The 24,637-nt window shown below is 53.1% G+C and carries 24 protein-coding genes; 14 read left to right on the top strand and 10 right to left on the bottom strand.

All coding sequences use genetic code 11. The features are described from left to right. Position 1: 1 nt before the first annotated feature. A complete protein-coding gene (locus M0P74_00190; GenBank protein MCK9362013.1) occupies positions 2–358 on the bottom strand; it encodes a DUF190 domain-containing protein in 357 nt (118 codons plus the stop codon). A gap of 13 nt (positions 359–371) precedes the next feature. Continuing rightward, positions 372–749, bottom strand: a complete 378-nt coding sequence (locus M0P74_00185; GenBank protein ID MCK9362012.1) for a CrcB family protein — start codon at positions 747–749, stop codon at positions 372–374. A 466-nt stretch (positions 750–1,215) separates the two neighbouring features. On the opposite strand from M0P74_00185, the gene M0P74_00180 reads away from it, so the two are divergent. The 5 genes from M0P74_00180 to M0P74_00160 all read left to right on the top strand — a co-directional run bounded on the left by M0P74_00180 (position 1,216) and on the right by M0P74_00160 (position 3,258). Beyond that, a complete protein-coding gene (locus M0P74_00180) occupies positions 1,216–1,506 on the top strand; it encodes a type II toxin-antitoxin system RelE/ParE family toxin (protein ID MCK9362011.1) in 291 nt (96 codons plus the stop codon). Between the two features lie 71 nt (positions 1,507–1,577). After that, complete coding sequence (locus M0P74_00175; GenBank protein ID MCK9362010.1) at positions 1,578–1,868, top strand: putative addiction module antidote protein; 291 nt, start codon at positions 1,578–1,580, stop codon at positions 1,866–1,868. 36 nt (positions 1,869–1,904) lie between these two features. After that, a complete protein-coding gene (locus M0P74_00170; protein ID MCK9362009.1) occupies positions 1,905–2,441 on the top strand; it encodes a hemerythrin domain-containing protein in 537 nt (178 codons plus the stop codon). A gap of 276 nt (positions 2,442–2,717) precedes the next feature. Continuing rightward, positions 2,718–2,948: a hypothetical protein gene (locus M0P74_00165; protein ID MCK9362008.1), complete on the top strand. Its 231-nt coding sequence runs from the start codon at positions 2,718–2,720 to the stop codon at positions 2,946–2,948. Further along, positions 2,890–3,258, top strand: a complete 369-nt coding sequence (locus M0P74_00160) for a type II toxin-antitoxin system PemK/MazF family toxin (protein ID MCK9362007.1) — start codon at positions 2,890–2,892, stop codon at positions 3,256–3,258. The genes M0P74_00165 and M0P74_00160 overlap by 59 nt, the downstream gene beginning before the upstream one ends. A 208-nt stretch (positions 3,259–3,466) precedes the next feature. Here the strand turns inward: M0P74_00160 and M0P74_00155 are convergent, their stop codons facing one another. After that, positions 3,467–4,420 carry a 2-dehydropantoate 2-reductase gene (locus tag M0P74_00155; protein MCK9362006.1) on the bottom strand — a complete coding sequence of 318 codons (954 nt, stop codon included), beginning with the start codon at positions 4,418–4,420 and terminating at the stop codon, positions 3,467–3,469. A 113-nt stretch (positions 4,421–4,533) separates the two neighbouring features. Next, complete coding sequence (locus M0P74_00150) at positions 4,534–5,193, bottom strand: hemolysin III family protein (GenBank protein MCK9362005.1); 660 nt, start codon at positions 5,191–5,193, stop codon at positions 4,534–4,536. A gap of 403 nt (positions 5,194–5,596) precedes the next feature. Here M0P74_00150 and M0P74_00145 point away from each other — a divergent pair, with 403 nt between their 5' ends. The 3 genes from M0P74_00145 to M0P74_00135 all read left to right on the top strand — a co-directional run bounded on the left by M0P74_00145 (position 5,597) and on the right by M0P74_00135 (position 11,472). Further along, positions 5,597–7,189 carry an ATP-binding protein gene (locus M0P74_00145; protein MCK9362004.1) on the top strand — a complete coding sequence of 531 codons (1,593 nt, stop codon included), beginning with the start codon at positions 5,597–5,599 and terminating at the stop codon, positions 7,187–7,189. Between the two features lie 400 nt (positions 7,190–7,589). Next, entirely contained in the window at positions 7,590–10,682 is a 3,093-nt protein-coding gene (fdnG, locus tag M0P74_00140; protein MCK9362003.1) for a formate dehydrogenase-N subunit alpha, read from the top strand. 1 nt (position 10,683) lies between these two features. Then, the gene (locus M0P74_00135) at positions 10,684–11,472 is read left to right on the top strand and encodes a 4Fe-4S dicluster domain-containing protein (GenBank protein ID MCK9362002.1); all 789 of its coding nucleotides are present in this window, start codon (positions 10,684–10,686) and stop codon (positions 11,470–11,472) included. A 33-nt stretch (positions 11,473–11,505) separates the two neighbouring features. Here the strand turns inward: M0P74_00135 and M0P74_00130 are convergent, their stop codons facing one another. Further along, positions 11,506–12,981: a sigma-54 dependent transcriptional regulator gene (locus tag M0P74_00130; GenBank protein MCK9362001.1), complete on the bottom strand. Its 1,476-nt coding sequence runs from the start codon at positions 12,979–12,981 to the stop codon at positions 11,506–11,508. A gap of 407 nt (positions 12,982–13,388) precedes the next feature. Between M0P74_00130 and M0P74_00125 the strand changes: the two genes are divergently transcribed. The 3 genes from M0P74_00125 to M0P74_00115 all read left to right on the top strand — a co-directional run bounded on the left by M0P74_00125 (position 13,389) and on the right by M0P74_00115 (position 17,564). Next, a complete protein-coding gene (locus M0P74_00125; GenBank protein MCK9362000.1) occupies positions 13,389–14,750 on the top strand; it encodes an FAD-dependent oxidoreductase in 1,362 nt (453 codons plus the stop codon). A 65-nt stretch (positions 14,751–14,815) separates the two neighbouring features. Continuing rightward, positions 14,816–16,516 carry a 2-oxoacid:acceptor oxidoreductase subunit alpha gene (locus tag M0P74_00120; protein MCK9361999.1) on the top strand — a complete coding sequence of 567 codons (1,701 nt, stop codon included), beginning with the start codon at positions 14,816–14,818 and terminating at the stop codon, positions 16,514–16,516. A gap of 181 nt (positions 16,517–16,697) precedes the next feature. Further along, positions 16,698–17,564, top strand: a complete 867-nt coding sequence (locus tag M0P74_00115; protein ID MCK9361998.1) for a thiamine pyrophosphate-dependent enzyme — start codon at positions 16,698–16,700, stop codon at positions 17,562–17,564. Positions 17,565–17,639: 75 nt separating this feature from the next. Here M0P74_00115 and M0P74_00110 read toward each other — a convergent pair whose 3' ends face one another. Then, positions 17,640–18,650 (bottom strand): alpha-hydroxy-acid oxidizing protein, encoded by a 1,011-nt coding sequence (locus tag M0P74_00110; protein MCK9361997.1) that lies wholly within the window; start codon positions 18,648–18,650, stop codon positions 17,640–17,642. A gap of 437 nt (positions 18,651–19,087) precedes the next feature. Between M0P74_00110 and M0P74_00105 the strand changes: the two genes are divergently transcribed. Genes M0P74_00105 through M0P74_00095 form a run of 3 tightly spaced genes read left to right on the top strand, consistent with a single transcriptional unit; the run spans position 19,088 to position 20,900 of the window. Continuing rightward, a complete protein-coding gene (locus M0P74_00105) occupies positions 19,088–19,435 on the top strand; it encodes a cupin domain-containing protein (protein MCK9361996.1) in 348 nt (115 codons plus the stop codon). 2 nt (positions 19,436–19,437) lie between these two features. Beyond that, positions 19,438–20,250, top strand: a complete 813-nt coding sequence (locus M0P74_00100; GenBank protein MCK9361995.1) for a 4Fe-4S binding protein — start codon at positions 19,438–19,440, stop codon at positions 20,248–20,250. Further along, positions 20,250–20,900 (top strand): hypothetical protein, encoded by a 651-nt coding sequence (locus tag M0P74_00095; GenBank protein ID MCK9361994.1) that lies wholly within the window; start codon positions 20,250–20,252, stop codon positions 20,898–20,900. Before M0P74_00100 ends, M0P74_00095 begins: the two co-directional genes overlap by 1 nt. A gap of 123 nt (positions 20,901–21,023) precedes the next feature. Here the strand turns inward: M0P74_00095 and M0P74_00090 are convergent, their stop codons facing one another. The 4 genes from M0P74_00090 to M0P74_00075 all read right to left on the bottom strand — a co-directional run bounded on the left by M0P74_00090 (position 21,024) and on the right by M0P74_00075 (position 24,480). Beyond that, a complete protein-coding gene (locus tag M0P74_00090; protein ID MCK9361993.1) occupies positions 21,024–22,655 on the bottom strand; it encodes a methyl-accepting chemotaxis protein in 1,632 nt (543 codons plus the stop codon). 55 nt (positions 22,656–22,710) lie between these two features. Then, positions 22,711–23,478 (bottom strand): transporter, encoded by a 768-nt coding sequence (locus M0P74_00085; GenBank protein ID MCK9361992.1) that lies wholly within the window; start codon positions 23,476–23,478, stop codon positions 22,711–22,713. A 38-nt stretch (positions 23,479–23,516) separates the two neighbouring features. Next, on the bottom strand, positions 23,517–24,026 hold the full coding sequence (locus M0P74_00080) for a chemotaxis protein CheW (GenBank protein ID MCK9361991.1): 510 nt from the start codon (positions 24,024–24,026) through the stop codon (positions 23,517–23,519). Positions 24,027–24,093: 67 nt separating this feature from the next. After that, the gene (locus tag M0P74_00075) at positions 24,094–24,480 is read right to left on the bottom strand and encodes a hypothetical protein (GenBank protein ID MCK9361990.1); all 387 of its coding nucleotides are present in this window, start codon (positions 24,478–24,480) and stop codon (positions 24,094–24,096) included. Positions 24,481–24,637: the final 157 nt, after the last annotated feature.

Here is a 24,637-nt window from a genome sequence, read left to right as displayed (position 1 = left end):
GTTATGACTCTGGGGATAAAACCCTTGAGTTGTGCCGATAGACAATCACCCGTACCTTTTCGAGCGTCACCATCCCCTCTGCGACCAACTGATCCAGATCGGGCAAAAAAGCCTCTATTTTCTCCTCGGCATCAACGATCTCGATTACCATCGGCAGATCCTCGGAAAGGCGCAGGATCTTGGCAGTATGGATTCGGCTGTTGGCGCCAAAACCAAGAAACCCGCGCAATACCGTAGCCCCCGCCATTCCCCGTTTACGTGCCTCCTCGACAATGACTTCATGAAGCGGTCGACCGTTGGCCTTGTCGCTTTCGCCGATAAAAACACGCAATAATACTGATTCATAAGGAAGTTTCATTTTTCATCCTCCATCACAGCACCCTTCCCAGTGCCATCCCCGCCAGTAAAACGGCGAGCCCCAGGCCATTCTGGATAGCCAGATTAGCCGCCGCGCTGACCCACTCCGCTGAACGCAACAGCATGCCCGTTTCCAGGATCATCGCCGAAAAGGTCGTAAAAGAACCCATAAAACCGACCAGGAGAATTATTCTGGTTTCACCGGAAACAGCCCAGCGGTTTTCCGACAGAGTCCAGAATAAACCGGCCAGGAAACAGCCTGCCATGTTTACCGCAAATGTCCCCCAGGGAAATGACGCGCCGCTACATCTTTGAATCAATCCGGCAAACCCGTAACGGGAAAGCGTCCCCAAGGCGCCGGCTATCGACAGCAAGACGATTTTCTGAACCATTTATAGATGTTCCCCCATGCCTTCTCGACCGTCTGTTCATTTACCAGTAATCATTGATGATCCGTGTTGTGCTTTTACTGATAATAAACACATTTACACGAAGTATTCAATAAATAATTATTTGACTTTTCAATAAATTTACGCGTAGATGAACGTCAATTCAAAGGACAAATGTTGTTTAAAGCAGTGATATTAGAGGGTACGTATATTAATTGTTGCCGCCGCGCTGCGCGCGACGGCAACGGCGGAGCTAAGCTAAAGCTTGAACGTTTTGTTGGCGCGACATATCAGGCGGATTGGGGAAGGCCTGAAGCTCCTGCCTGATAGTTGCCTGCGTGCTGATTCGCGCGGCGCCAACAAATCGCTCAAACGGAATCCGCATAACCCGCTGCGCGAACGTTGGGGTGCATAATTCCGAGGACTTAAAAGGCATTGACAAGCTGTAGCCTATAGGCTACTATACCTCATGGTCGAAATACGCAAAACCGAGACTTTCGCTCAGTGGCTTGACGGACTGCGGGACCTCCGTGCAAGAGCGCGAGTTCAGGTCAGAATTGAGCGCCTGGCTGCCGGAAATGCAGGAGATGTGAAAGCCGTAGGGGATGGTGTCTCTGAATTGCGAATCGATTACGGTCCAGGGTACAGAGTGTATTTCACCAAGCGGGGGCGTGCGGTGGTTATTCTGTTGGCAGGAGGTGACAAGCACACCCAGGCCAATGATATCAGAATTGCCCAGCGCCTCGCAGATAACTTATAGGAGAGTCACCAATGAGAAAAACCATCACCACCCGATACGATGTTGCAGAACATCTCCGAACACCGGAGGAGATGGCCGCCTATCTGGAAGCTTGCCTTGAGGAGGCGGAGGGTGACGCTGCGTTGATCACCAAGGCTCTGGGCGATATTGCTCGAGCGAAGGGAATGACCCAAGTGGCACGTGATGCCGGCCTGTCACGGGAAAGCCTTTATAAAGCTCTCTCCGGTGATCGCAGTCCTGGCTTTGATACTATCCTCAAAGTAGTCGGTGCACTGGGTCTCCAACTCCATGCCGGAGCTGCGCAAAACTCCATAGCCCAACAAATCATTGCACCGGAGGCGCAAAAAACCGCGCCCCGGTGAACTCCACGTTCGGGAATACAAAAAGGAGGCACTAATATGCAAGCACGAGGCCCACTCATGATAGAGCATCGTCTGATTGAACGAATGCTTTCGGTTATTAAAGGCGTCTTGGCCAAAATCGAATCGAAACACACGGTAGATCCTGTGTTCGTGGATATAGCGGTTGATTTCATCCGGGTATACGCCGATCGGACGCATCACGGAAAGGAGGAGGATATTCTTTTTCGAGAACTGAATAAAAAAGCGTTGAAAGCAGAAGACAGTCAAATCATGAAAGAACTGATCAAGGAGCATTTGTTTGGGCGCCAGACAACCCAAGCGCTTGTTGAAGCCAACAACCTCTACCGGAAAGGGGATGAGACTGCCTTGGCCGACATTGCCGCCAACTTTAAAACCCTTGCCGAGTTTTATCCCAGACATATCGAGAAGGAAGACAAGATTTTTTTCCCCTCATCCAGAACTTACTTTACTGATGAAGAGGATCAGGCCATGCTGGCAGAGTTTTGGGAGTTTGATCGGAACATGATTCACGAAAAATACAAATCATTGGTTGAAGGATTTGAAGATCGGTAATAAATCCCGAACAGTTTCTTTCAGCGGAGCGCAAAAAGCAGCGCCCGCTGAAGAATGCGTTGGCAAGCGAATTCTCATGAATATATTCTTTGACTTGTGAGGTAATTGCAAAACTCCCCATTCTGTCATTCCCGCAACGATTCTGAGCGGGAATCTGGTTCTAACGGCTTGAAAAACCATATTCCCGATAGAGACGTTCGGGAATGACAAATGGTTTTGCAATTACCTCTTGTTTCTTATTAATACGTACGATACACGTGTAATGGAGGTATTGCTATGCACAAAAAATTAACCATAACAGTAGATGAAGAAGTTTACGCGGGACTCCATAAAGTAATTGGACCAAGGAAAATAATTAGATTTGTTCAGGAAATAGTGCGTCCTTATGTTGTTCGTCCTGATTACGAATCTGCCTATGCCGAGATGGCAAAAGACAAAACAAGAGAAAATGAAGCCTTGGAGTGGGCTGAAATTAATATCAAGGACGTGGATCATAAAGCGATGTGAAATTTGGTGGGTAAGTTTTGATCCTTCTGTTGGCGGGGAGATTAAAAAGAAACGTCCTGCCGTAATCATCAGTAATAATGCATCAAATAAATTCCTAAATAGAGTTCAGGTTGTCCCTCTTACAAGCAACACAAATCGTCTTTATCCAAGTGAGGCACGGGTCGTTTTTGACGGCAAAGAAAGCAAGGCTATGGCAGATCAACTGGCCACTGTAAGCAAATTACGGTTACTCAACCTCGCTGGCGTTCTTTCTGAAGAGGACATGCGCAAAGTTGAAGAAGCAGTTAAAATTCAGATAGGTATTCATTGAGTTGCCAACCAGCCGCTGCACCGGATCGCAGCCTCCTGGGCCGCTCCGGCTGATTTTTTCGTAGCAATAAAAAAAGTACCTGACCAATTAAGCATTTAAGACCCAAAATATGACCATAATTTATCCCAAATTAAACTCAATTATGATGAAAACATAAAAGCCGTTTTAGCAAATTGCTCAGCAAGCATATCCGAATTAAAAAAGATGTCTAAAGCCGAAAAGGACGCTTTCCCAGGTATTTGTCTTCCATTGCCCGGACCAAGTTTGCCATTGTTGCATAACATGGTGTGGGAACTCCGGTTTCTCGCCCGTATTCCACGACCTTCCCTCCCAGAAAGTCAATTTCGGTACGTGTTTTATTGGCGATATCGACGCACATGGAATCTTTGTGAACCCCCACCTTTTCCAGATAAACCAATGCCTGGGTTAGATAGTCGGCCCCGAGGTCATATCCTTTTGCCTTGGCCACCGCCAGAACCTCCGCGAAGCAGGCATCGGCGATTTCTCTGGTAGGGGCAAACGACAGGGCCTCTTTGATAGTCTTGTCCGTGACGGCGCAAATAGAGGCCATCGTACATTTCATGATCATCTTTTTCCAGACATGGAGTTTGATGTCATCGACAAACTCCGTGTCCAGGCCGCCCGCCGAGAGCATTTGCGCGATTCGCAGGCCTGCTTCCCGGTTTTCCGGAATCAGGGCGCCCAAAGGATTGGGGCGGTTGAAAAATGCCATTTCCACCTCCCCCGGCCCCTTCAGCGAAACGCCGTAATTGAGCGACATGCGAAATGCCGCTTCCGCCCCAAACGCTTCGGCAATCAGATCCTCCGTGCCCAAACCGTTATGGGTGCTGACGATCTTCGTCCCCTCCTTAAAAACACTCTTCAGCTCCTTTAAAACCTGGGGAAGATGAAAGGTTTTGGTTGCAACGAAAATAAGATTCGGATTGCGATCTTTGCACTTTTCAATATTATCAAAGAAGTAACGCACCGGAACATGATACTCAACTTCACCGGAAATTCGGATGCCATCTTTGCGGAGCTTATCGCCCAAGCCGTTTCTGGGGCTCACAAGCATCGTCTCCGGATCCGTCTTGAGCAGGGCAGCCGCCAAAACTGCCCCGGTGGCGCCAATGCCGACAACGGCGATTCTGAAGTCATCCACTAACTATACCTCCTCAATCAGTTAATCCCTGGGGAAAACTGCCAGCGATGCATTTGATAAAAGCGGACTATTTTACCTCGACCAATACGGTAAATATCCCAAGGCGAAATCTCTCAGGAAGCGAGCGGAATTACATAGAAAAGCACAGCCAAAAAGTGCAGGGCGCTGCCTGCAAGGACAAAGATGTGCCAGACGGCATGGCTGTATGGAAGTCTATTCCAGCCGTAAAAAATCAGGCCCAGAATATAGGCCGCACCTCCGGCGACAAGCAGTTGCAACCCCGTCGGAGACAATGCCGCCAAAAGCGGTTTTATTGCGATGAGGATAATGAGCCCCATTCCAACATAGAGGCCGACCGAAAACAACGGCCAGCGGCGCAGCAAAAATACCTGAAAAACAACCCCCAAAAGTGCAATTCCCCAGACGGCGCCAAAAAGTGACCAACCCCAGGGACCGCGCAGACTCACCAGCGTAAACGGGGTATATGTACCAGCAATCAGAAGGAATATCGCGGAGTGATCTATTATCCTGAACAGCATTTTTGGCTTCTGGAGCGGGATGCTGTGATAAAGGGTGGAGGCCGTGTAGAGAATAATCAGCGTCGCCCCGAAGATGCTGCAACTTACAACATGCCACGCATCCCCGAACAGGGCCGCAAAAACGTCCATAATAACGAGCGCCCCGATCCCAAAGACTATCCCAATGCCGTGGGTAATGCTGTTGGCCACTTCCTCACGGGGGGTGTAGTGAGAAATATCTATATTCAAAGCCATTTTCCTGTCATACCTTCCTGATTTTGCCGAACTCCTGCCATCCTCATCCGGAATAAGCGAAACAAAATATTTTCTTGCTTTTTATCACCAGTCCTCAAAAAAAGTAAACAGAAAATACTCGGGCGCCACGATAAATTTGTTCTCCTTACAAATGCCTGATTTTACTTGTGTGACGAAAACAGTGAAGCCGCGATATTTCTTTTATATCGGGTAGAACAAATTTATCCTGACTCGGGTGCTTTTTTCCAAATCCTCCAGAAAGGGAAACCGTTTTCAAATCGATCTTGACTATTTCCCCGTGATAACTTACGGTAAAATTATCTTTGCCGTTGCAGCAGGTTATTAACATTCAGCTTCGTCCGGCTGGGCATTCCCGCATCATCATTCTTCGGGAGCATAACGCATGCGCATCAGTCTTATTTCCAAACTGGCCATCATCACAAGCCTTATCCTGCTTGTCTTTATGGTCTTCTTTGCCTACATCAATATTGCCAACCTGCAAGACATGCTTCTCAAGGCGGCGATCTCCGATGCCGACAAATTGAGCGAAACAATCATCAAATCAACCCATTATGAAATGCTCGAGGATAACAGAAACAGGGTTTATGAGATGATTCAGGAGGTCGGCACCCTGGAGGGGGTAGATCAGATCAGAATGATCAACAAAAGCGGTCACATCAGCTTCTCGACCAAAAAGGAGGAACTCGGCAGGCGCCTTGATAAAAAGGAGGCCGGATGCAATATGTGCCACACGCTGGGAGAACCGAAGGTTCATGCATCCACGATGAACAGGAGCCGGATTTTTTTCGACGGGCAGGGAAGACAGGTTTTAGGCATGGCCAAGGCCATCTACAACGAAAAAAGCTGTTACGTCTCTTCCTGCCACTTCCATCCTCCCCGGAATGAAATCCTCGGCGTCCTGGATATCGTCGTCTCCCTGGAAAACATGCACGCATTAATCAGATATTATCGCAATAAAATTATTGTCATAACCGTTATCATCCTTTTATCCATCTTGCTGGCCATCGTCTTTTTTACCAATCGACTTGTCAATCGGCCGCTGAAGAATCTGTTGGTGCAGACAAAAAAGATAGCAGTAGGAAACCTGGATGCCGTAGTTGAAAATAGCTCACGCGATGAGGTGGGGGAGCTTTCCGACGCCTTCAACAAGATGACGGCAAATCTCAAGACCGCCCGTAGAGAACTGGAGGAATGGGGAAAAAATCTCGAGGCGAAGGTTGCTGAAAGAACAAATGAAATTAAGCAAATGCAGGCCCGCTTGGTCCGTTCCGAAAAATTGGTGTCGCTGGGCAGGCTGGTGGCCGGAATTACCCATGAGATCAATAATCCTTTGACAGGGATCCTGATGTACGCCGATTTGGCAATTCGCAATCCCTGCCTGAATGCTTCGGCCCAAAACGATCTGAATGTGATCTTGAAAGAATCGCAGCGCTGCGCGAAGATCGTAAGGAGCTTGCTCAGTTTTTCCCGCGAATCAATACCGCAGAAAAAACCATCTTCCCTCAACAGCGTTATGGATGCGACGATCGAGCTTGTTGTCAGTCAGGCAAGCTTCCAGAATATCGAAATCGCCAGGGACTATCAGCCCGATCTGCCGCTGATTCCATTCGACGAAAATCAGATGGAACAGGTTTTCATCAACATCCTGCTCAATGCAAGCCAGTCAATGGAAGATAGCGGCCGCATCCTGATCAGGACTTACACCGACCAGGATGAATGCGTCTCCCTGAAAATAACCGATACCGGAGCGGGAATTGCCGAAGACGATCTGGAGAAGATATTTGATCCCTTCTTCACAACGAAGGGGGAAAAGGGCACTGGCCTGGGTCTTTCCATTTCCTATGGGATCATTGAGCGGCACGGAGGCAAGATAGAGGTGCAAAGCACGATAGGCAAGGGAACCACATTCGTCATTAAATTGCCACTCTTTCCGCAGGGGACGGAAGCCATGACCGCCGGCAATCCGGCTTTTTGAGGTAGTTTTCAGCGTTCCGGGAAACCTCCCCTCCCGATCATGGGCAAATCCGTCAGCGAGGCATGCCGCTGTTCCGCTATATGTATTTTTTTCTTATACACCATCTCACTAATTAATATGTATCAATTATCAATAAGTTACCGCAAAAGTATCCGAGCCCTGATTCACCACTGGTAAATAGTTGTATGAGATTATTGTACAATGCCGGGATTTACCCCCTCCCGTGCTGACATAATAAAGTAATAAAAACAAGCATTAAGACGACATCCTCACAAAATAATTTAAATGGCATCACTCTTGCTGTAAAGGTGGGCGGAGTCTGAAGCGGTTGGTCGCGTTATTAAGTCATTGGGAAAAATCGCGACCTTTTCAATCTCAACCCGACAAGGAGGTTATGATTATGCGCGTTACTCGCAGGGTTTTTCTGAAGATATCCGGAACGGTACTGGCCGCGGGCGGCATCGGCATCAGCGTAAATCCGATAGCCGCCCATGCAAAAACGCTGAAAATCAAGTACGCAAGAAAAACCACCACCGTCTGCCCCTACTGCGGAGTGGGGTGCAGCATCGTCGTTTCCACCACCAGCTACGGCAAGGTGCTTAACGTGGAGGGGGATCCGGACAGCCCGATCAATGCCGGCGCCCTGTGCAGCAAGGGGAGTTCCCTCTACCAGGTGAGTTCGGCCAACCTAAACCGCCTCCAGACGCCCCGGTATCGCGCTCCCTATGAAAGCCAGTGGAAAGAGGTTTCCTGGGAATGGGCGTTGGATAAAATCGCCGCAAACGTCAAAAAAAGTCGGGATGAAAGCTTCCGGTTGATCAACGAGCACGGTCAAGCGGTCAACCGTACCGAAGGAATCGCCTCGGTCGGGAGCGCCGCACTGGATAATGAGGAATGTTATCTTTATCAGAAATTTTTGCGGGGGTTGGGTCTGGTCTATATTGAGCACCAGGCCCGTATTTGACACAGCGCTACCGTAGCGGCTCTGGCAGAGTCGTTTGGTCGAGGCGCGATGACGAATCACTGGATAGATTTTCAAAACAGTGATTGCATTCTGATTATGGGCAGCAACCCTGCCTCCAATCACCCCATATCCTTCAAATGGATAACCAAGGCAGTCGAGCGGGGGGCGAAGCTTATCTGCGTCGATCCAAGATTCACCCAATCGGCCGCGAAATCGCACATCTATGCCCCCCTGCGATCGGGCACCGATATCGCCTTTCTCGGCGGGATGATCAAGTATATCCTCGATAAGAATCTGATTCAGGAGGAATACGTCAAAGATTACACCAATGCCTCTTTCCTCGTGAATCCGGCCTTCAGGATGCCCGGTGAAAACGGCGGAGTCTTTTCCGGATTGACCGATGCGAAGTACGACAAGGCCACCTGGTCATACCAGACTGACGCCGGAGGCAAGATTAAAAAGGACGGCACGCTGAAAGACCCCTGGTGCGTCTTCCAGTTGTTGAAGAAACACTACTCCCGCTACACCCCCGAGTTGGTGTCCAGCATTACGGGAACGCCCCGTGACAAGTTGCTTGAGGTTTACCAGGAGTACACAAAAACCGGACGGCCCGACAAATCGGGTAACATCCTCTATGCGATGGGCTGGACGCAGCACACGGTGGGTACGCAGAACATCCGCGCCATGTCCATCATCCAACTGCTGCTCGGCAACATGGGTATCGCCGGAGGCGGCGTTCAGGCGCTGCGCGGCGAAGCCAACGTCCAGGGCTCCACCGATTACGGGCTTCTCTTCCATATCCTGCCAGGCTATCTGGGAACTCCCCTTGCGTCGGACACGACTTTCGCCGTCTATAACGAGAAGCGCACCCCGAAGACCCACGAGCCAAACAGCCTCAACTGGTGGAAAAACTACCCCAAGTACAGCGCCAGCCTGCTTCGGGCCTTCTACGGCATGAACGCCACCCTCGATGAGGCATACTCCTACCTGCCCAAACTGGACGACGGCGTCAACTACTCATGGCTCACCCTCTTCGACCAGATGTACAAGGGGAAGTTCACCGGCTTTTTCGCCTGGGGGATGAACCCGGCAGTCAGCAGCGCCAACGATTTCAAGGTCAGAAAGGCACTGGCAAACTTGGACTGGATGGTGAATGTCAATCTCTTCGACAATGAGACGGGTGATTTCTGGTGTGCCCCCGGAATGGACCCGAAAAAAATCAAGACCGAGGTCTTCATGCTGCCCTGCGCCTTTTCCTTCGAAAAGGAGGGGAGCATCACCAACAGCGGCCGGTTGATGCAGTGGCGTTACAAGGCCGTCGAGCCGCCGGGGGAGGCCAGACCGGATGCGGAGATCATCTCCGATCTCTATTTCCGAATCAAGGAGTTGTACGAAAAAGAGGGTGGGCCCAACAAAGAGGCGATCACCAGACTTACCTGGGATTACGGAGACTCCATCATCGACGGCCGGCTCGTCGAGGTGGACATCCATGCGGTGGCCCGCGAAATCAATGGCCGTTTTCTCACCGACAAGGTGGATCCTGTAAGCAAGAGGGCCTTCAAAAAGGGAGACCCGGTTCCCTCCTTCGCCTTCCTGCAGGATGACGGCTCCACATCTTCCGGGTGCTGGATCTACTGTAATTCGTACGCCGAAAATGGCAATATGGCGGCCCGCCGGGGGACAAAAGACCCCTCCGGAATCGGGCTTTATTCGGGTTGGGGGTGGAGCTGGCCGGTAAACCGCAGGATAATCTACAACGGGGCGTCCGTCAACAGCAAGGGTATCCCCTGGGACGCCAAACGCGCCGTGATCAAGTGGGATGGCGGCAAGTGGGTGGGCGACATACCCGACGGCGTCGGCAACCCCGGCTCGGGAAGACCGCCTTTCATCATGAAACCGGATGGAGTGGCAAGTCTCTTCGGTCCCGGTATGGCCGATGGGCCCTTCCCGGAACATTATGAACCATTGGAAGGCCCTCTGGCAAAAAACCTTATGTCCCCGCAACTGGTCAACCCGGTTATCAAGAGATGGGACAAACCGGGGGTGGGAACGCCGATGGATGTGGCCAGAAACGCCGATCCTGTCTTCCCGATTGTCTGCACCACCATCCGGGTCAGCGAACACTGGCAATCGGGAGTTCTGACAAGATGGCAGCCGTGGCTCGTGGAAATGCAGCCTTCCATGTTCATTGAGATCAGCAATGAGCTTGCCGCGGAAAAGGGGATCAAAAACGGGGATATTGTCCTGCTCATCTCCCCACGCGGTCACGCGGAAGGAATGGCGATGGTAACCGCGAGATTGAAACCGTTTGTCGTTGACGGGAAGATCGTCCATGAAGTGGCGCTCCCCTGGCATTTCGGATGGGTAACTACACAGGCAAGAGCTTACGGCAGCAAAGAAAAGAAGCCGGAGGTGTTCACCTTTGGGAATTCGGCAAACCGCCTGACGCCGTATGTCGGCGACGCAAACACAATGATCCCGGAAAGCAAGGCCTTTATGGTCAACATCTTCAGAAAGGGGGTGTCTTAAAATGGCGGGAAAGGTAATCGTGGTAGATGTAGAGAAATGCATCGGCTGCCGTAGTTGTCAGGTTGCCTGCAAACAGTGGAATCAACTGCCGGGCTCCCAGACGATCAGTTCCGGCACCTATCAGAATCCGCCTGATCTTCAGGCCAACACCTGGACGCTGGTCCGTTTCCGGGAGGTGGCGCAAAAAGGCGGCGGGGTGCAATGGCTGTTCTGGAAAGACGGGTGCCTGCACTGCACCAATGCCGCCTGCATAAACGTCTGCGCGGCAGGCGCCAGATTTCGCCTGCCCTCCGGCGGCGTCGGAACGGATAACGACAAGTGCGTCGGGTGTCAATCCTGCGTCGCGGCCTGTCCTGTGGGAAAACCTCGTTATTCTGAAGAGTTGAACAAGGTCTTCAAGTGCGATTTTTGCGCGGAACGGGTTGAGAACAATCTGCTTCCCGCCTGCGTCAAGGCCTGCCCGACGGGGGCGCTCAATTTCGGCGAGCAGGAGGAAATGCTCAAATATGCCTACACGCGGGCGCAGGAATTGGGGAAAGACGCCTCCGTTTACGGGGATAAAATATTGGGCGGAACTCATGTGATCTATGTTCTCGAGAAGAAGGTGGAGTTTTACAACACCCTGCCGGCAAATCCGAAGGTCGCATTTTCGGACATTAACTGGCAGGAGCTGCGAAAACCGCTCGGCAAATGGGAGGCAGGCCTGGGAATAATATCAATCGCGGCGGTTTCGATAGTCAGACGCCGACAGGAGCTTGCCGACAACAAGCAGTTAAAATCAGCGGAATAATCTTTCCCGGCGGGGGTAAAGCGGGCGGTCTCTTCAGCCAGGGAACCGCCCGTTCGTTATTTTTCCGGATGGCTCATCGCGCTGCTGTTCTTCCCGGAGCGATATCCCCAGCTTTTTGAGCAAAGCCTGAAAATTGGGGCGGAGCATCCCCGTATGTTCCGCAGCCCGCGAGACGTTCCAGTTGTTTTTTTTCAAGGCATTGATAACAAACACCCGTTCAATCGGTTCCACCGCCCGCTCCCGAATCCTCTTTTTTGCCTCCTTCAATTCCTCAAGACTCAGCGGGGTTACGTCAGAACCCTGAGACAGCGCCTCTTCCTCAATCCGCATCTCCAGACCGGCCTTCGTTATCACGTCACCCTCGCAGAGGACTACCGCCCGTTCGATAATATTTTCCAGTTCGCGGACATTGCCAGGAAATTCGTACGCTTCCAGCACTGCCATCGCCTCATGCGCCAGACCTCGCACCTGTTTACCGAATATCCCGGAAAACTTCTGCAAAAAGTGTGAAACCAGCAACGGCAGGTCGTTCTTCCGCATCCGTAGCGGCGGGAGATTGATCGGGATAACGTTGATGCGGAAAAAAAGATCTTCCCGGAAAGAACCGGCCGTCAACATGGCCGGCAGGCTTACATTGGTGGCCACCACAAGGCGAATATCTATCGGAACAGGACGGATATCGCCGATCGGAGTCACGACTCTTTCCTGCAAGACCCTCAGCAGCTTCGACTGGGTCGCAAGGCCTATATTAGAAATCTCATCAAGGAAAAGGGTGCCGCCGTCAGCGGCTTGAAAAAGTCCCATCTTGTTATTGACGGCGCCGGTAAACGCCCCCCGGACATGACCGAAAAGTTCACTTTGCAGTAATGTTTCCGGAAGGTTGGTGCAATCTACCGTTACGAAAGGATTATCCCAGCGCGGGCTGTTCTTGTGAATGGCGCGCGCCACAAGCTCCTTGCCCGTCCCGCTTTCGCCGGTAATCAGCACCGTGCTGTCGGTGGGCGCAACCTGCGTAATCCGCCGATAGATTTTCCGCATCGCGGCGCTGTTGCCGACAAAATCATCAAAGCCATCATCGGGGAATATTTCCATCTGCCCGCTGCTATTTCCCCTGGTGGAAACTTTGCAGTCAATGGCCTTTTTCACCTTGCCGATAATCAGCTCCGAAGTAAACGGCTTTGCGATATAATCGAAAGCGCCCTGTTTCATCGCCTCTACGGCGGAGTCAACGGTTGAGTAGCCGGTGATGATCATGACCGGAACACCCGGCTGGAGGATTTTTATGGTCTTTAGCACCTCTATGCCGTCCATCCCGGGCATCTTCAGATCCGTTATGACCACATCGAAATCCTCGGCCTGTATTTTTTCTCCGGCCGCCTGGCCGCTCGCCGCCGTTTGCACCTGATATCCTTCCGCTTCCAGAATGCGGCGCATTCCCTCCCTGATTACTTCCTCATCATCAACAACCAGGATGTTGGAGCGGTTATGATTTTCCCCCGTTGCTTCCATACCGGAATCCTTAAAAATTGTCTGGTGGTTAAGTAGTATAACTGCCGAATATAATTTCCGCCGAGTAAGGAAACTGACTCTTTCCATATAGCAATAAATCTTATTAGTCAAATCAGACAAATCCTTAAAAAATCAAGATTTGCCCGGAAAATACGTATAAACTTCTATAATTATAAAGTTTTAATTTACCAGAAGGGTTATTTTCGGACTTTTTATAAAGTTATCAAATCTTCCTGCTTAAAGAGGCGCAATTTTCTTATTGGGTTCTGAAAGAGCCGGACATGGGGAATTGCAGGGTTATATTTCTTGACAAAGGCACTGCTCCGCTTTATCGTCACAGAATATGCGGCAATGAATCGCCGGAACATATCTGCCGTAAACATCTTTCTTTAAAAGGAGGCTGCCCCATGAAACCAATTGTCATAGTCGGCGCCGTCGCTGCAGGGATGAGCGCGGCAAGCGTGATCAAACGTGAACTTCCCGATCTCGAGGTCATTGTTTTCGGCAGGGAAACCTACATCTCGTACGGGGCCTGCGGGGCGCCTTACTACATCTCCGGCCAGATCCGCAATCACGAGGACCTCATCGCCCTGGCCCCGGAAGACGCCATCTACAAGCGCGGCATAAACCTGAAGACCCGCCACGAGGTACTTTCCATAAACCGGGAGGCGCAAACGGTCGCAGTAAAAAATCACGAAGACGGAAGCGCCTTTGAACAGGAGTATGGTGAACTGGTGCTGGCTACGGGGGCCCGCTCCATCATCCCCGCCATCCCGGGCATTGAACTGCCAGGGGTCTTCCCGCTGAAGGAATTCCAGAGCGGCATCGACCTGAAGGCTTTTCTGGAAAACCGGAAACCGCAGAAGGCCGTGATCATCGGCGGCGGATACATCGGGGTCGAAATGGCGGAGTCTTTCCGGGGCGCAGGTCTGGAGGTCGCCCTGGTAGAGGCGATGCCCCGCGTCATGTCAATCATGGATGACGACATGAGCCTGCTTGCGGATCGAGAGCTGCGGGCAAACGGCGTCGAGGTAATTCTCGGCCGCAAGGTCGTAGGCCTGGAGGGCGACCAGCAGGTTCACGCGGTAAGACTCGATGACGGCAGCTCCGTTGCCGCGGACTGTGTGCTTCTTAGCATCGGAGTAACGCCCAACAGCGACATCGCGGTTGAGGCGGGCCTCGAACTGGGCCCCCGCGGCGCCATTAAGGTTGACCGCTATCAGCGGACCTCCGCCTCCCATATCTTCAGCGCCGGCGATTGCTGCACCGTTTACCATCGCCTGCTGCACCAGGATGTTTACATTCCCCTGGGATTGACGGCAAACCGCCAGGGCAAGCTGTGCGGCGAAAACATTGTTTTACAGACAAAGGGAAAGAAACTGAAACAGTTTCCGGGGGTAATCGGAACTGCGGTCACCCGCATCTTCGGTCTGGAAATTGCCAAGACCGGCATCGGTCAGATGGAGCTCGATCGCTATGACCTGAAACATATCAGCTCCGTGATGATCAAGGCAACAACCTTGCCGGCCTATTTCCCCGGCTCTACAGATATCTGGGTGAAGCTGTTCTTCGAGGAGGACCCGCGGGTGATTGTGGGAGGCCAGATTGTCGGCGGCCCGGGCTCCGCGCTGAGGATTAATACGGTCGTTGCCGCAGCCACCCAGGGGATGCGGATGGATGAGCTCTACACCCTTGATGCCGCCTATGCGCCGCCCATCTCACCGGTGTGGGATCCGCTGCTCATCGCGGCCAGACGCGGCATGAAATAGCCATAAATGACGAACAATGCTGATTCGGCCTTTTGACGGGAGCGTCCATTTTACGGAGGGGGTAAATGCTGAACAAAATATCCGAAGTATCCATTGTGATTGCCGGAGAAGCGGGACAGGGCGTCCAATCAATAGAAGCCACCCTTGTAAATATCATCAAGCATTCCGGATACAATGTTTTTGCCACCAAGGAATATATGTCCCGCGTGCGCGGCGGAATCAACTCCACCCAGATCAGGGTGTCGGAAAAGCGCCGGGCCTCCTATGTTGAAAAAACAGATATTTTCATACCGCTGGAAAAACAGGCCATCGCCAGGCTGTCTGACCGGATACAGAAAGACACCCTGATAATCGGCGAAGCGGAAAAACTCGGCGACGAACGAGTTATCAATGTTGATTTCACGAAGATAGCGACAAAGCTGGGAAACGCTATTTACCAGAGCATGGCCGCCGCAGGCTGCGCGTGCGGGATAATCGGCGCAGGCCTGGAAAAAGCACCCGCCTATATAGGAAAAATGTTCTCTCCCAAAGGCGATGATGCAATAAAATCAAACATTGATGCTTTTATTGCCGGTTATGATGAAGGCAGGAAAATAGCGACGGCAAAAAAATACCGGCCCGGACTGAAAAGCAAGCTTGCCGTAGAAAATGAGCTCCTTCTGTCCGGCGCGGATGCCGTTGCGATAGGGGCCATTGCCGGCGGCTGCGACAGCGTGTTCGCCTATCCCATGACTCCGGCAACTGGCGTGTTCACGGCGCTTGCCGCATATCAGCACCGGGCGGGGCTTGTTGTTGAACAGGCGGAAGATGAAACAGGCGTGATAAATATGGCCCTGGGCGCGTGGTACGCCGGAGGGCGCGCGCTTGTTTCAACTTCAGGCGGGGGATTTGCCTTGATGACGGAAGGGATATCGCTATCCGGAATCACCGAGACCCCCGTGGTTGTCCACCTCGCGCAGCGCCCCGGGCCTGCGACAGGCCTACCGACCAGAACGGAGCAGGGTGATCTTAACCTGGCGCTTTACGCCGGTCATGGGGTGTTCCCCCGGATAATCTTTGCCCCGGGCAACACCAGGCAGGGCTTCGAGCTTGCAGCCAGAGCATTTGACTGGGCCGATAAGTTCCAGGCGCCGGTATTTATCCTGACGGATCAGTACTTTGTGGACACCTATTACAACGTCCCCATGTTTCCAATCAACGCAGAACCTCCAGAAAAATACATTGTTGCAACGACTGAAAACTATAAAAGATACGCGCTGGCCAAGGACGGTTTTTCCCCGCGCGGTGTGCCCGGTTTTGGGACAGGCACGGTCTGTTCCGATTCTGACGAGCATGATGAAAGCGGCCGAATCACGGAAGACTTGCGCGGGATCAGCCTGGCCATGAAAAATAAAAGAATGAAGAAATTTGCCGCCATCCGGAAGGCGGCGCTCGCCCCGGAACTTTACGGCCCCCGGAAATACAAATACCTGATAGTCGCCTGGGGCTCGACGCTCAACAGCGCGCTGGAAGCGTTGGAATTAAGCGAACTTGAGGAGACGGCGCTCCTGCATTTCAGTCAGGTTTACCCTCTGCACAGGGATGCGGGGAAATATCTTAAAAAGGCAGAAAAAACAGTGGCCTTGGAAAACAGCCAGACGGCGCAGTTCGCGTCCCTGCTCATGGCAGAAACAGGGATTGCGATCAAAGACACTATCTTAAGGTACGACGGGTTCCCCTTTGCGGCAGACGCCCTCGCGGTTGAATTAAAAAATATTTTCACCTAAAAATGCCAACTCAACTTATTGGATTCATTGTGTCCAACTTCCCTCCCCTTCAAGGGGAGGGTAAGGGTGGGGATGGGGGTCGCCCAGCAATTTTCATCCCCCTTTGTGACGGCAGGCCGTCATGAGAGTTTCACCAGAAATCGGCAAACCGCAGTTCGCGATTAAATAAGGGAGAATGATAATGAATACATCAATATACGCGAAAAATGATGTTGAAATAGCCTGGTGCCCGGGTTGCGGCAACTTTGGGATAAGAAATATCATGCTGAAGGTTTTTACGGAACTGGGCATCCCCAAAGAGCGGCTGGTCTATTGTTCAGGAATCGGCCATGCCGCAAAAGCGCCCCAGTATTATGACATAAGTTACTTCAACGGGCTGCACGGTCGGGCGCTTCCTGCCGCATCCGGCATCAAGGCGGTTAATCCCGACCTTAAACTTATCGTCGAAAGCGGCGACGGCGACATCTACAGTGAAGGCGGCAATCATTTTATTCACACGATCAGACGAAATCCCGACATAACTGTAATTGTTCATAATAATATGGTTTACGGCCTCACCAAGGGGCAGGCTTCTCCCACCTCGGGACTGGGCATGAAAACACCGATCCAGGTTGACGGAGTTTTTGAAACGCCGCTCAATCCGCTGCTGCTGGCCCTCATAATGGGCGCGCCCTTTGTTGCCAGGGCTTCCGCCGACGAACCAGAAAAGACAAAGGAAATAATCAAGGCAGCGATAAACCACAAGGGTTTCGCGCTGGTAGATGTTTTTCAGGCATGCGTCACCTTCAACAAAATAAACACGCGCAAATGGTACAAGGATAACACCTATTTCCTTGAACCAGGCAGTCATGACGCGGGCAGTATGCAGGCCGCCCTGGCAAAGGCCCGGGAAGAGTCGCCCTGGCCGCTTGGAATAATCTATCAAAAAGAGACAAAGAGAACCTTTGAAGACAACCTCGCCCCTTATATTGCCGGCGACAGAACGCCTCTTTATAAAAGAAACAGAAAATCTGACATTGTCAGGAGCCTGCTCGCAGAAAAGATATAAAAAATCGGGACTGCTCGGGGAGACAAACGGCAGACAACCGAAAGAAAGCACCGCCGGGGAAAGGCGGTTAAATGTTCAGAAAACTCCCTCGCCGATCTCGCCCACGCCGGCACATGCTGTATAGATCATGGCCGCCTTCAGCTCATTTTGCATCTGCTCCAGGGTCAGCCGGACGCCGGCTGCGCCAGCGCCAACGGCGCCGATGGCAAGCGGTCTGCCCACCAGCACGGCGTGCGCGCCCAAGGCCAGCATCTTGAGGACGTCCACGCCTCTGCGCACTCCCCCATCGGCCAGCACCACCATGTCGCGGCGCACAGCCAGGGCAATCTGCGGCAAAACCTCGGCGGTTCCGGGGGTGTGATCAAGCACCCGCCCGCCGTGGTTGGAGACGACAATGGCCGCAACCCCTGCCTCGCGCGCGGCCAGGGCGTCCTCCACGCACATTATCCCCTTCAGAATCAGCGGCAGGGTCGTGCTTTGCACCAGTTCCTGCAGTTGCGCCACCGTCTTCGGCTGCACCGGCTGGCCCGCCGCCCGCATGGGCAGGATGCCGGCGGCATCCACGTCTATCCCCACGGCAACACAACCCGCTGCCTCCGCCTGACGAAGGTGGGCGATAATATTGGCCTGGTCGCGCGGCTTGGCAATGGGAATGCCCCACCCCTCGTGGGCCTGGATGACGCTCAAACCAGTGGCATAGAGCTGGGGGTCAGGCCCATCGCCTGTCATCGCCAGCGTTCCGGCCTGCTTCGCGCCGGCGATAAAGGCGGTGTCCAGCTCCTCTTCGCTGATGATTCCTTGAAAATTCATCCGGGCGCCTGCTACCGCCGCCCCCAGGATCGGCATGGACAGCCTTTGCCCAAAGAGCGTCAGCGCCGTCTCCGGCTCGCCGGCTGCATGGATCACCCGCATCTTGACGCGCAGGGCGGCCAGGGCATTGTAGTTATTGATGAAAGATGCGCCGCTGTCGGCCCCTCCAATGCCGGGAAATTCACCGGCGCAGGCCACGCCGTTGCACTCGCGGCAGACGCGGCAGATGCCATTAAAACGTTTTTTGGCTTCCTGACGTACCTCTTTGATGTTCATTTATGGATATCCTCTCTTTCGCGAACGAGCACTGCCGATTATCTCCCTAATGCGCAACAGGGAATTGATGAACAATTTTTTACGGCAGTAAGTATATAAAGCGCACTCTGGCGTGTCAATGGGATTATCGCGGGTGAAGCAGCCATTCCGAACCGGACAGCCATAACTTAAATTATGCGCGGGTTACTTTCCTCTACTATTACGGTATGTTTCAATTACTCCGGAAATGACGAAAAACGCCAAGGCCGAAAACGGCACGAGTCCGCCCTTGCTTTTGCTCAGTTCTTGTGTAAATACTGCCGCGCTTTGGCGGTAAGCGGCAGTAGGGGGGGCTATTCATCACCAAACTTCACACTGCCCGGCATAAACAAGGCGCGCGAGTGTCCACGCCCCTTGATTTTTACGGGCGAAAACCGGAGACGATAAAGGAGTCGGATATGTTCGAAAAGCACAACGAAAGCGGCTATCATCCCGCCATAAAGGGGATCGACCTGAAAACGCTGGTTTACGGAGAAAAAACCCTGATGGCGGAATTCCGCTTGCAGAAAAACAGCGTCTTGCCGCGCCACGCCCATCCCCATGAGCAGACCGGATATCTTGTGAAGGGCCGCATTCGTTTTACGATCGGCACAGAAGAGTGCGAAGCGCAGACAGGCGACACCTGGTGCATCCCGGGCGGCGTTGAACATGGAGCGGAAATCCTTGAAGATTCCGTAGTTATTGAAGTCTTCTCACCCGTCCGGGAGGACTATCTGCCCAAGAAAACAGAAAACGGAAAGGAATAACCATGGATATCGACAAGGAAAAGTGCGTCGGCTGCGGCAACTGCCACGTCGTCTGCACGATGGGGGCGATCTCCCTCGGCGCGGACGGTCGCTCCGTCGTGAACCAGGAGGAGTGCGTAGAGTGCGGCACCTGCCATCGGGTTCTCCGCAACGAGGGCTACCCGCCCTGGTTCGTCCGCGCCATCCGCAAGGCGCTCGCCCCGCTGAAACTCGGCTACCTGGCCGATGCGGACATCTGTCCCACCGGGGCCCTCACCCCTCCCGAGCTCGTTATGCCGAGGCTCCTGCGCGCCCAGTTCAGCAACCCCACCATCGTCCATCCGGGAACCGGCGTGCCCGGACGGGGAACCGACGAGATCAAGAGCAACGACGTGACCGGGCGGCTCCGCCACGGCGAGGCGGGTTTCGTCGTCGAGGTCGGCCGGCCGGGGATCGGAGCCCGCTTTCGGGACGTGGAGCGGGTGGCCATGGCCCTGGCCCCTCTGGGACCCCACTTCGAGCAGGAAAACCCCGTCACCCTGCTGATGGAAGATACCCGCACCGGGCGAATGCGGCCGGACATCCTCGATGAAAAGGTCCTCTCGGCGATCATTGAGTTAAAGACCGAACTGGAGAAGATTCCCGTTTTTCTGGAAGTTCTGGAGAAGGTGCAGCACGAGATTGACACGGTGATCAGCGTCGGCGTTGCCTCCCGCTGCATAGATGATGGGACGATCCCCCATGAGGCATGGGTGAAAAAGGCGGGCTATCGACTCTCCCCCAACGGCAAGACAAACCTGGGGTTGGGGCGACCGCTCTTCAGGGAGGTGGCGTGATGACAAACACATTGCACAGACAGGGGCTGGCCGCAGACCTCCGCCAGGACTACACGATCTTCGTTCATACAGCCAAAGGGATCAACCGCGAGGGATCGGCCGAAAAGATCCGGCAGTTCATGCGAATCTGCCTCAAGCACAACCCCGTGAACATGGGCGACATGAAGATCGGGAGCATGCATCAGAACAATGTCCAGATTGATAAACTGATCGACAAGCAGGAAGACGGGACTGTGGGCGCCGCCGTCTTTACCGACCTCGATACCCTCGGACGGGTGGTGGAGGAGCTGATCCAGGCGGATTTGGGAATCTGCATCAATATCAGCGGCCTGATGGAAGAGGTGCAGGAATGCTGCAAAAAGGCGGGAATCAGCCGCCATAGCGCCGAGCATTCCCTCGGCGTCTGGGGGGCGAAGGACCGTCTCCCCGAACGCGAGGTGCAGGAATTCAACACGATGTGCGGCCACGGGATGGTCTCTTTCAATCTGATCCGGAAGATGATCGAACAGGTGCGCCTGCGGCGGCTGACCCCCAAGAGGGCTGCCCTGATGATGGCCAAGTGCTGCATGTGCGGCGCTTTCAACCCCGCCCGCGCCGAGGCCCTCCTCGAAAAGATGCTCGAAAAGGGGTTCCTCCACTCCCCGAGGTGATGCGGATTCCCCCCGCGGCTACGCATTGAAAAATAATCAAAAATTCCATCGTCCGAAACTTGACTTAGGACGATGGAATTTTTACGGCACTCACTACAGGTGTACTAACCGCGTCGAAATTAATTAAAAATCCTTAAAATCTCCGTCGTCTAAGGGAATTACCTGCTCGGGTCGGGTAATTTTCATTTTCCCATGGCCGGACGCTGCAACCTGTTTGCCGGTCGCTTTTCGGGGAGCAGGCAGCGCCGCCTGCCGATAACCGCTGCCTTTAACCTGCCGGGGCAACAAGGCCGCGGTTATCTGACCGCTCCCACTCCCGCTGCCGCCGACTACCGCCACCAAATCCCCCACATAAACCTTCATCTGCTCCGCTTGGGCGCTCAATTCCTCCGATGCCGCCGCTGACTCTTCGGCATTGGCTGCCGTTGACTGCGTCACCTTGTCCATCTCCGCCACGGCCTTGTTCACCTGATTGATCCCCTGCGCCTGCTCCTCGGAAGCTGTCGCAATCTCATCCACCAACTGGCTGATTTTCCCCGCAATCTGAGAGTTCTCCCTGAACGCCTCCTGCGTGGCGCTGGTCAATTCATTGCCGTTCCGGACAGCCTTGATCGTCCCTTCGATCAGGTTGCTGGTGTTTTTCGCCGCATCGGCCGCCCGCATCGCCAGGTTTCTGACCTCGTCGGCCACTACCGCGAATCCCGCCCCAGCCTCGCCGGCCCGCGCCGCCTCCACCGCCGCATTCAGAGCCAGCAGGTTGGTCTGGAAAGCGATCTCGTCAATCGTCTTGATGATCTTCCCCGTCTCTTCGCTCGAACGCGTTATCTCGACAATGGCGCTGGCCATGTCCGTCATGTGGCCGTTCACCTTCTCCACAATCCGGTTGGCTTCCTTCATCATCGACCGGGCCTGGTTCGCATGGTCGGCATTCTGCTTCGTCATCGAGGACATCTCCTCGAGCGACGCCGAGGTTTCTTCCAGCGAGGATGCCTGCTCCGTGGTGCCCTCGGCCAAAGACTGGCTGGCGGAAGATACCTGGCCAGCCGCGGCCGCCACCTGATCGGAACCTTCGGTCAGACCCGCAATGACCCGGTTCAGGGGTCCGACAATGCTGCGCGTGATGATAAAGGCAATCAGAGCCGCCAGGGAAATGGCCACCGCGCCTGTCACGAACATCCACACACGCGCCTGGTCATAAGCCTTCTGCGCGATTTCGTACCGGATTTTACTGCGGTCGTCCTGGTAGTTGTTCGCTGCGTCGACGGCGTCGAGCCACGCTCGCATCGCCGGCCGCGCCTTGGCGTTCATCAGCGCAGTGGCTTCGGTATCCTTATTGGCCAATCCCAATTCTGCGACCTGGTTGTTTAATTCCCGGGCGGGGCCCGCGGCCGCCTTGATCTTTTCAATCAGCTCCCAACCTTTGGTGTCCTCCCTGGGCGTAAGATCCATGAGCTTCTTAAACATTTCGTCGTATTTACCCCGGCTCGACGTAATGTCATCCAGTTCAGCCTGCGCCTCCTTGTTATCCGGGGAAATAATGAGATTGCGCAGCGAAATGGAATTTTCCCTCAAGAGCGCCCCCGTGTCCGCGGTGAGGTTGACGCGGACGTTGTTGATCGTCACGATCCGGTCGATGTTGTTATCGATGGTCGACAGATTGGAGACGGCGACCGCAATGACGATCAGCAGCAAAACCACCGGCACGCTGAAGCCGAGATACAACTTTGTAGAAACCTTTGTGTTTGCCAAGCTCATTTTTTGTTCCTCCTTAAATTGTTATTAAAAACAGTGGTTTCCAAATAAAGACTGGTTAGAATCTATACGTAATTCCTGCGAGTATCCGATAGTCCGGTTCGGCATCATTCAAGCCTCTCTTCACCCCCATATCCACGTCAAAACTTTCTGTTACGGCATATATCAATCCGCCCAGGATAAAGGCCGGTTCCTGATCGGCAAGTTGATCGGGATTCTTTTCCTGACCGATGTTGAGAACGACCCTGAGCGCCTTGGTGACGGCAAATTCCCCGGCCAGGGAGACGTGCCAGATGTCAACCCGTTCATCAAGCTTGTTTTCGTTGCGTATATAGCCCAGATTCAAATGCACCCGAATGGGCTGCCATTCCCTGGTAGTGATGAAGAACAAACTGTAAGTCGTCTTGCCTCTTCCCAAGCCCTTGCCCTCATTTCCCGTCGGCAGCGTAACCCCCGGCCTGAAAGCAAAACTGAGGCTTTCCCGCTCGTAGAAACGCCATTTAGCCCAGATACATAGATCGGAAACCCCCCGCTCCGTTGCCGCTGCATTCCCTGACTCTTCCTCTTCCTTCAGCCAGGGCAGACCTACGGTAACGTCAAGATTGTCCAGCAGGCCGTAGGTCAGGGTGGCCGCTGCCTGGGTTTCATTCGACTTTACGCCGAGATCGTCGTTGTGAGCGTATTCTATATTGGCTTCCAGTTGGTATTTACCTTTCCCCTGCGTTCCCGTGTCGTCAGTGATGAGCGGATGGGCGGCAAATGCGGCAGAAGCAATGAGAATAAGGATCAAGCCCACTGTTACAATACCCGCGCTTTTCATTGTCATAATAACCTTCCTTCATAACCAATTGTAAAAAATGCTATTTACGCAGAAGCCGATAGTGAAGCAACCTCGCTGTCGTTGAGCACCCTGTCGATGTCCAGCAAAATCTTTACCCGGCCGCCCGTTTTGGCCATCCCCAGGATGTATTCCGTATCCAACTGGCTGCCGAAATTCGGCGTATCCTCGATATCGCTTCCCTTAATATTGAGCACCTCCGAAACGGAATCCACCAGAATCCCGAGCAGAATCTTCTTTCCGTCCCCCGTGATCTCAACAACGATAATGCAGGTCCGCTCCGTGTAATCCATCGCCTCCATCCCGAACTTCAGCCGCAAATCCACGACGGGGATCACCTTGCCCCGCAGGTTGATCACACCCTTCATATATTCCGGGGTCCGGGGCACCGTGGTGATCGCCATAATGCCGATGATCTCCTTCACCTTCAGGATGCCGATCCCGTACTCCTCCTCCGCCAGCGTAAACGTCAGGTACTTCCCCTCCCGATTCGCCATTGCTTTCATCGCCTGCTCCATTGCTGCTGTTTCACCCATCTCAGCGTACCTCCTCTTCTTCATTATTTGTATCTTCCCTTTCTTCTCAATTGCCAGTCGTGGATTTTTACGCCCCTTCCCAGTTGCCGTATCTGCCATTGCATCGCTGAAAAACCGCGCAAATATCTTCCACCTTACAAAAAGTGTACAGGATGACCCGCGGCCTCAACTCATTGGAAAACTTTAGCATTTCCTGCTCCTGATCCTTCAGGAGGATAACAACGGGCATGTCATTCAACAATGGCCGCACCACCGTAAGATCGGACAGGATTTTTTTATCGGCAATATACAGCAGGACAACCGCGACATTTCCCCCCGGCTGTCTGAGCCTGGCGGTAAAGCTGTCAAGCGACTGGTGCAGTTCCAGCCCCAATTCCGGACTCGTTTTCTGCATCCTCGCCCAGATATTGAGAAACGCTTCGTCCGTGGAATAGCAGTAACATAATATGTTCATTATTCACCTTTTCTTGTTGCCGCTCACTTGCCTGCCACTTCTAAAGAGGCGTCCATAGCCGCAAACTGACAGTTGCCAATACAAGAACAATGCCAAGCGAAAGTGAAAAGAATATTTGCTGTTGATTCAGACTGTTACTACTATCAGGAAGATTTAA

This window comes from Syntrophales bacterium (assembly GCA_023229765.1).
Taxonomy (GTDB): Bacteria; Desulfobacterota; Syntrophia; order Syntrophales; family UBA5619; genus DYTH01.
The sequence above is the reverse complement of the archived record's forward strand: the minus strand, read 5'-3'. Positions and strand labels throughout refer to the sequence as shown.

Coding starts and splice junctions, on each gene's coding strand:
- M0P74_00175 (MCK9362010.1), top strand. CDS start 1,578: ATGGCCGCCTATCTGGAAGCTTGCCTTGAGGAGGCGGAGGGTGACGCT.
- M0P74_00075 (MCK9361990.1), bottom strand. CDS start 24,480: ATGAACATATTATGTTACTGCTATTCCACGGACGAAGCGTTTCTCAAT.
- M0P74_00095 (MCK9361994.1), top strand. CDS start 20,250: ATGACAAACACATTGCACAGACAGGGGCTGGCCGCAGACCTCCGCCAG.
- M0P74_00135 (MCK9362002.1), top strand. CDS start 10,684: ATGGCGGGAAAGGTAATCGTGGTAGATGTAGAGAAATGCATCGGCTGC.
- M0P74_00090 (MCK9361993.1), bottom strand. CDS start 22,655: ATGAGCTTGGCAAACACAAAGGTTTCTACAAAGTTGTATCTCGGCTTC.
- M0P74_00160 (MCK9362007.1), top strand. CDS start 2,890: ATGAAGCCTTGGAGTGGGCTGAAATTAATATCAAGGACGTGGATCATA.
- M0P74_00120 (MCK9361999.1), top strand. CDS start 14,816: ATGCTGAACAAAATATCCGAAGTATCCATTGTGATTGCCGGAGAAGCG.
- M0P74_00150 (MCK9362005.1), bottom strand. CDS start 5,193: ATGGCTTTGAATATAGATATTTCTCACTACACCCCCCGTGAGGAAGTG.
- M0P74_00115 (MCK9361998.1), top strand. CDS start 16,698: ATGAATACATCAATATACGCGAAAAATGATGTTGAAATAGCCTGGTGC.
- M0P74_00110 (MCK9361997.1), bottom strand. CDS start 18,650: ATGAACATCAAAGAGGTACGTCAGGAAGCCAAAAAACGTTTTAATGGC.
- M0P74_00130 (MCK9362001.1), bottom strand. CDS start 12,981: ATGGAAGCAACGGGGGAAAATCATAACCGCTCCAACATCCTGGTTGTT.
- M0P74_00085 (MCK9361992.1), bottom strand. CDS start 23,478: ATGACAATGAAAAGCGCGGGTATTGTAACAGTGGGCTTGATCCTTATT.
- M0P74_00180 (MCK9362011.1), top strand. CDS start 1,216: ATGGTCGAAATACGCAAAACCGAGACTTTCGCTCAGTGGCTTGACGGA.
- M0P74_00105 (MCK9361996.1), top strand. CDS start 19,088: ATGTTCGAAAAGCACAACGAAAGCGGCTATCATCCCGCCATAAAGGGG.
- M0P74_00145 (MCK9362004.1), top strand. CDS start 5,597: ATGCGCATCAGTCTTATTTCCAAACTGGCCATCATCACAAGCCTTATC.
- M0P74_00190 (MCK9362013.1), bottom strand. CDS start 358: ATGAAACTTCCTTATGAATCAGTATTATTGCGTGTTTTTATCGGCGAA.
- M0P74_00125 (MCK9362000.1), top strand. CDS start 13,389: ATGAAACCAATTGTCATAGTCGGCGCCGTCGCTGCAGGGATGAGCGCG.
- M0P74_00080 (MCK9361991.1), bottom strand. CDS start 24,026: ATGGGTGAAACAGCAGCAATGGAGCAGGCGATGAAAGCAATGGCGAAT.
- M0P74_00100 (MCK9361995.1), top strand. CDS start 19,438: ATGGATATCGACAAGGAAAAGTGCGTCGGCTGCGGCAACTGCCACGTC.
- M0P74_00185 (MCK9362012.1), bottom strand. CDS start 749: ATGGTTCAGAAAATCGTCTTGCTGTCGATAGCCGGCGCCTTGGGGACG.
- M0P74_00165 (MCK9362008.1), top strand. CDS start 2,718: ATGCACAAAAAATTAACCATAACAGTAGATGAAGAAGTTTACGCGGGA.
- M0P74_00170 (MCK9362009.1), top strand. CDS start 1,905: ATGCAAGCACGAGGCCCACTCATGATAGAGCATCGTCTGATTGAACGA.